General features: G+C 52.3%; 2 tRNA genes and 1 rRNA gene. All 3 read right to left on the reverse strand.

Going from position 1 to position 556, the window contains the following annotated elements:
• Window positions 1–99, reverse strand: a 23S ribosomal RNA gene (locus AC5O77_RS22375); the annotation flags it as partial.
• 225 nt (window positions 100–324) lie between these two features.
• Window positions 325–401 (reverse strand) — tRNA-Ile (locus tag AC5O77_RS22380).
• A 29-nt stretch (window positions 402–430) separates the two neighbouring features.
• Window positions 431–506: transfer RNA gene (locus AC5O77_RS22385), tRNA-Ala, on the reverse strand.
• Window positions 507–556: the final 50 nt, after the last annotated feature.

The following is a 556-nucleotide window of genomic DNA, read 5'->3' on the forward strand; positions in this document are numbered from 1 at the left end:
AAGCTTGTTGCCAGCTCCCCGATACTTTTCGCAGGCTGCCACGTCCTTCATCGCCTCTGACCGCCAAGGCATCCACCGTGTGCGCTTATTCGCTTGACCATATAACCGCAAGTTGCCTTGGGTTATATATATGACCCGGGGGTACAAAGCCCGGATACGAATATAACGACTCAATCAATAAAGAGACTTATGTCTCTCGCCTTAGCCTCACGACACGTCTGATAGAACATCTCAAACGCTCGCTACGTCACAAGTTTTAAAAGAACACGTACCAGCCACAGTGCTGATGCGTATAAAGATCGATTGTATGCGTCATTCAGAGAATGGTGGGTCTGGGTAGACTCGAACTACCGACCTCACCCTTATCAGGGGTGCGCTCTAACCACCTGAGCTACAGACCCGGAAATACTTTCCGGTACACAGCCCAGTATGGTGGAGCCTGTCGGGATCGAACCGACGACCCCCTGCTTGCAAAGCAGGTGCTCTCCCAGCTGAGCTAAGGCCCCAAAAGGGACTCTCACATCGGCCTGGCCGACGTGATTCTCTGAATGCAGGT

This window comes from Stenotrophomonas sp. INTA L402-1 (assembly GCF_059295135.1).